Origin of the sequence: Sphingopyxis sp., from assembly GCF_035250425.1 — a bacterium.
Taxonomy (GTDB): Bacteria; Pseudomonadota; Alphaproteobacteria; order Sphingomonadales; family Sphingomonadaceae; genus Sphingopyxis.
The window spans coordinates 1-5,433 of sequence record NZ_DATFFD010000280.1; the positions used below are offsets into that span (position 1 = coordinate 1).

The window sequence follows — 5,433 nt, forward strand, 5'->3', positions numbered from 1 at the left end:
TAGACGCGCGTCTTGTGATCCTTGATCTGGGGCAGCTTCGCATAATCCTCCTTCGTCGCCTGCAACGGCGTGTGCGGTGCGTTGAACGCCAGGTATAGGAAGAAGGGCCGGTTCTTGTTCGCCTCGATCGCGGCGATCGCCTGATCGGCGAAATAATCGGTCATATGCCCTTTGGGATGGAAGCGTTTGCCGCCGTTGAAGGTCACGGCATGGCGCAAATTGGCCCACAGGAAATGGTCGATGCGGTCCCACGGCAACTTCGCATTCACCGCATCGGCGTCATCCTCGGGCAGAAACATCGCCGCGCCGCCGAGCACGGCAAGGCTTTCGTCGAAGCCCTGCGCGTGCGGCTGCAGCGCCGGCGCCTCGCCAAGATGCCATTTGCCGATGTGCAGCGTGTGATAGCCCGCGGCCTTCACCGCCTCGGCGATCGTCACTTCGTTCGCGGGAACACCCATGTCGGGATAGTCAGGGATGCCCGGCGTGATCAGCTGTTTATGGAAGATCGCCTTGTGCGGTCCGACCCCCTCGCCGTGCGACACGCTTTCGGCGAATTCGACGGGAACCGCGGTATATTCGAAGCCGAAGCGCGTCGGATAGCGCCCTGTCATCATCGCCGCGCGCGACGGCGAACAGGTCGCGTTCGCGGCATAGGCGATGGTGAAGTTGATCCCCTCGCGCGCGATCGCGTCGATGTTCGGCGTCTTGACGATCCCGCCCGCGACCCCGCCGCCATTGAGGCTGATGTCGTTATAGCCGAGGTCGTCGGCGACGATCAGGATGATGTTGGGGGGACGTTTACCCCTCGTCGGACTGGCGGGCGCGGCCACCGGACCCTGCTGCCAAGCGACGGGGCGGTTCGGTTGTACCGGATCCTTCCAGTCCTGAACGATGCCCGGCAACCTATATTTGTTCGCCTCATAGGCCCAATATCCGCCCGCGCCGACGACGGCCAAACCGCACAGGGCAAACCATATTTTCTTCATCAGCGGCCCCTATCCCATGCGCTCGGCTTGCCCCAAACTATTGACACTATATGTGTCATTATATTGGTCGATACGCAAGATTGTTTGACCCCGGCGCCAAGCCGGGCCAGCAGGGAGGTCATGACGACAGGGGTGAAGAAGATAGACGCGCCAAAGATTGCGCCCGGCCGGGTCGACGGGCGCCGTGAACGCGGGCGGTCGAGCTATAAACGCATCGTCGAGGCGATGATGGAACTGATCGCCCAGGGCGACCTGTCGCCGAGCGCAGCGCGCGTTGCCGAGGAGGCCGGAATTGGCCTGCGCACCGTGTTCCGGCATTTCGACGATATGGATGCGCTTTATGCCGAGATCACGCGGACGATCACCGAACGCGTGATGCCGATCGTCGTGGCGCCCTATCCCGACCAGCCATGGCGCGCCAATATCCGCGAACTCGTCCGCCGCCGCGTCGGCGTGTTCGAGACGACCCTGCCCTTCCGCCTCGCTGCCAACATCAAGCGTTACCAGTCGCCCTTCCTGATGGGGCAGTATAGCCGCGTCGTGATGCTCGAACGCGAATTGATCGTCCGCCTGCTCCCCGCTTCGGTCCGCGCCGACCGCATCGGCGTCGAGGCTTTGTGCGCGGCGCTGTCCTTTCACACCTGGCGCACGCTGCGCCACGACCAGAGCCTGTCGGCCGAGGAGGCCGGCGCGGTGATGGGGCAGATGGTCGAAGCGATGCTGGCCGCGATCGTCGAAGAAGATTGATGCGCGGCGCTTCGGTCCTGTTGTCGCTCGCAATGCTCGGCGCGCTCGCGGCGTGCGGCGAGGCGAAGGACGCGCCGCGTGCCGACGCGAAGGCGCCCGAGTGCCCAGCGATGCCGGCGCAGGATTATATGTGGATCCCCGGCGCGACCTTCGCGATGGGCGCCGATGCGCAGCTGCCCGAGGAAGGGCCGCCGCGCGATGCGACCGTCGCGGGCTTCTGGATGTCGACGCATGAGGTCACCAACGCCGAGTTCGCCGAATTCGTGAAGGCGACGGGGTACAGAACCCTCGCCGAACGGGACCCGCCGAAGCTGCCCGGCGCGCCGCCCGAAATGCTGATCCCCGGCTCGGCGGTGTTCACCGCGCCGACCGACGGCAATCCGAACTGGTGGCGGTGGGTCGTCGGCGCCGAATGGCGTCATCCGGCTGGCCCCGAAACGAATATCGACGGACGCGGCCGCGATCCGGTGGTGCAGATCGGTTATGACGATGCGCTCGCCTATGCCAAATGGAAGGGCAAGGCGCTGCCGAGCGAGGAGCAGTGGGAGTTGGCCGCGGCGACCGGCGGGGCCGACCGCAATGTCCCGGTCGACAAGACGGGCAAGCCGCAGGCCAATTATTATCAGGGCGCATTCCCGGCGCGCGACCTCGGCACCGACGGCTTCACCGGCCGCGCGCCGGTCGCCTGCTTCCCCGCCGACCGGCATGGCGTCCACGACCTGATCGGCAATGTGTGGGAATGGACGACGAGCAAGGCCGGCGGCGAAAGCAATGTCATCAAGGGTGGCAGCTTCCTGTGCGCCGCCAATTATTGCGCGCGTTACCGCCCCGCCGCGCGCCAGTTCCAGGAACGCAGCCTAGGCACCGATCATATCGGTTTTCGCCTGATCGATACGGCGCGCCCGGCGCCGGCGGCGCCAGCCCCACGCAGAAGCTGACAGAGCAACAACGATCGCGCCGATCCACAGGCCGAGGCGGATCAGGCGCGGCTTGCCTTGTTGCTCGAAGGCGTAACGGTTGATCTGTTCGTCGGCGGTGTAGCCCGCGGGCATGTCGAGCACACCGTTCGCCTTCGCATAGGCGCGGTAGTCGGCCATCATCGCAGCAAAGCGGTCTGGCTCCTCTGCGGCAAGGTCGCGCGTTTCGCCGGGGTCGGTTTCCAAATCGTAGAGCCGCCATTTGCCGTCGCCGGTCGGCGCGAGGTTGCGCACCAGCTTGTAATCGCCGCGGAACAGCGCCGCATTGCCCGACAATTCGTAACCGAGCGGCGCGTCGCCATGGACGCTGCCCGCTCCGCCTTTCAGCATGGGGACAAGGCTGCGGCCGGTGACGGGCTCGACCGCTTTTCCCTGCCAGCTTCCGCCGTGGCCCGGCACGCCGGCAAGCTCGGTCAGCGTCGGCAAGATGTCGGTGACGTGCGCGAGGCCGTTGCTGATGCCGCCCGCACGGATGGCTGCGTGGCCCGGCCATGTGATGATCAGGGGAACGCGCAGCCCGCCTTCGGCGCTGCTGAACTTGTACCCCGACAAGGGCGATGCCGCGGCGCTCGCCCAGCCGGGACCGATCGCGGCAAAGCTGCCACGCCGGCCGATGTTCGTGGTCGCGAGGTCGTACTGCATGTCGAGGTACAGGCGGTTGCGAAGGCTGTGAAACGGATTGGTCGGCTCGGCGCCATTGTCCGAGAGGAAAACGAAGATCGTGTTCTCATAATCGCCCGTGGCTTTCAGATGTGCAACGAGGCGGCCGACCTCGCGGTCCATCGCGGTTGCCATACCGCCATAGGCCTGCATCACGCGCACCGCGGCGGCGCGCTCCTCGGCGTCGAGTTTTTTCCAGTCGGGCGTCGTCGCCATCGTGACGATCGGCGCGCGCGCGGGGACGATGCCGAGCGCCGCGGCGCGTTTCGCGCGTGCCTCGCGCAGCGCGGTCCAGCCGTCCTTGTACATCGCCGAATAGCGCGCGATGTCGCTGTCGGGCGCCTGCACCGGGATATGATTGGCGAGGAAGTTGACCGACGCGAGGAAGGGCTTACCGCTTTTGCGCTCCGCCTCGATATAATCGATCATCCGCTGGACGACGAAATGCGACGAATAATAGTCCCTGGGCAAGGTCGCGGGCTTGCCATTCTCGGTCCACGCGGCGGTCTTGTACATGCCCTCGATCGGGCGCTGTTCGAAATTGTCGGCGCCAGCATCGGCCAGGCTGTACGCGCGGTCGTAGCCGCGCGCGTGCGGCAGGCGCCTGGCGTCGCTGCCGAGGTGCCATTTGCCGGTGAGATAGGTGCGGTAACCCGCCGCCTTCAGAAGCTGCGCGATCGTGACGACGCGCAGGTTCATCACCGTGTCGTACCCCGGCTTGCCGCGATGCTCGTCGGGGATCGTCTCGGGCATGTTGCCGAGCCCATTGCGGTGGTTCATCACCCCCGTCTGGAGCATCGCGCGCGTCGGCGAGCAGGATCCGGCGACGTGGAAGTTGGAGAAGCGCATTCCCGAATGCGCGAGCGCGTCGATGTTCGGGGTCGCGATTTCGGAACCGAACGAACCGACGTCCGAAAAACCCCAGTCGTCGGCGAGCAGGATCACGATATTGGGGTGTTTTGGCGCGGATGGTGCGCGCTGCGCCTGCGCAGGGGCGATCGCGATCAGGGCGCCGACAATGATGATGGCAGCACGCCGGAACCCGCCTAAGCGACCCGGCATCTAGTGGTCCTCCTGCGTACTGCCATCACTCCCACCCCCTCGGGATATGGCACTTACTATGTCAAAATATTCGCGAGTCAATGGGGCGATGACGGCCGTTTAGCCTTATCGCTCGCGATACTGGGGAGCGCGTTTTTCGAGGAAGGCGGCGAGCGCTTCACGATGATCCTCGGTCGCCGAAAGGATCACCTGCTGACGGTCCTCGATCGCCATTGCGGCGTCGAGACTCGGCGCGTCGATGTTGAGGTTCAGCGCCTGTTTCGAGAGGCGCAGACCATAGGGCGAGGTCGCGAGCATCTCGTCGGCGAGCGCGAGGCCGCGGTCCAGCAGTGCCTCTTCCTCGACGATCTCGCTGACGAGGCCCGCGCGCAGCGCGCGTTCGGCATCGATGAAGCGGCCGGTCAGGATCATTTCGGAGGCGAGGCCGGCGCCGACGAGGCGCGGCAGGAAATAGCTCGACGCCATGTCGCAGCCGCCGAGGCCGATGCGGATATAGGCGGCGTTGGCGCGGAACGATGGCGCCGCATAGCGCACGTCGGACGCGAGCAGCAGCGAAAGCCCGCCGCCCGCCGCGGCGCCATGGCCGAGCGCGACGATCGGCTGCGAGCAGGCGCGCATCTTGCGATAGATATTGCCGATGCGCGTCTGGGTGCGCAGCGTGCGGAGCACCGGGGTCTCATCCGACGACCGGTCCTCCTGGATGTCGAGCCCGGCGCAAAAGCCGCGCCCCGCGCCGCGCAGGATGACGACGCGAACCTCGGGGCGCTCGGCAAGCCCGCCGAAGTAGGCGTTGAGTTCGTCGACCAGCCCTTCGTTCAGCGCGTTGAGGCGCTCGGGCCGGTTGAGCGTCGCGATCTCGGCCGCGCCGCGCGCCTCAATCAGCAGCTCGCTCATAATGTCTGCCCGTCGTCGACGGTGATCACGCTCCCCGTGATCCCGAGCGCGGCGTCGGAGCAGAGCATCAGCAGCGGCGCGTGCAGGTCGGTGGCGGGGCGCATGCG

5 protein-coding genes are annotated in these 5,433 nt (G+C 66.0%); 2 read left to right on the forward strand and 3 right to left on the reverse strand.

Going from position 1 to position 5,433, the window contains the following annotated elements:
• The coding region (locus tag VJ811_RS17060) for a sulfatase-like hydrolase/transferase (protein WP_324074580.1) at nt 1-986 on the reverse strand (986 nt) is incomplete at its 3' end.
• 120 nt (nt 987-1,106) lie between these two features.
• Here VJ811_RS17060 and VJ811_RS17065 point away from each other — a divergent pair.
• Both VJ811_RS17065 and VJ811_RS17070 read left to right on the forward strand, forming a co-directional pair.
• Nucleotides 1,107-1,733, forward strand: coding sequence for a TetR/AcrR family transcriptional regulator (locus tag VJ811_RS17065; protein WP_324074582.1), 627 nt, complete (start codon nt 1,107-1,109; stop codon nt 1,731-1,733).
• Nucleotides 1,733-2,671 carry a formylglycine-generating enzyme family protein gene (locus VJ811_RS17070; RefSeq protein ID WP_324074584.1) on the forward strand — a complete coding sequence of 313 codons (939 nt, stop codon included), beginning with the start codon at nt 1,733-1,735 and terminating at the stop codon, nt 2,669-2,671. The genes VJ811_RS17065 and VJ811_RS17070 overlap by 1 nt, the downstream gene beginning before the upstream one ends.
• On the opposite strand, the gene VJ811_RS17075 is transcribed toward VJ811_RS17070, so the two are convergent.
• Nucleotides 2,591-4,432, reverse strand: coding sequence for an arylsulfatase (locus VJ811_RS17075; RefSeq protein WP_324074586.1), 1,842 nt, complete (start codon nt 4,430-4,432; stop codon nt 2,591-2,593). The genes VJ811_RS17070 and VJ811_RS17075 overlap by 81 nt on opposite strands.
• A gap of 105 nt (nt 4,433-4,537) precedes the next feature.
• On the reverse strand, nt 4,538-5,326 hold the full coding sequence (locus tag VJ811_RS17080) for an enoyl-CoA hydratase/isomerase family protein (RefSeq protein WP_324074588.1): 789 nt from the start codon (nt 5,324-5,326) through the stop codon (nt 4,538-4,540).
• Nucleotides 5,327-5,433 lie beyond the last annotated feature (107 nt).

Coding starts and splice junctions, on each gene's coding strand:
- VJ811_RS17065 (WP_324074582.1), top strand. CDS start 1,107: ATGACGACAGGGGTGAAGAAGATAGACGCGCCAAAGATTGCGCCCGGC.
- VJ811_RS17070 (WP_324074584.1), top strand. CDS start 1,733: ATGCGCGGCGCTTCGGTCCTGTTGTCGCTCGCAATGCTCGGCGCGCTC.
- VJ811_RS17075 (WP_324074586.1), bottom strand. CDS start 4,432: ATGCCGGGTCGCTTAGGCGGGTTCCGGCGTGCTGCCATCATCATTGTC.
- VJ811_RS17080 (WP_324074588.1), bottom strand. CDS start 5,326: ATGAGCGAGCTGCTGATTGAGGCGCGCGGCGCGGCCGAGATCGCGACG.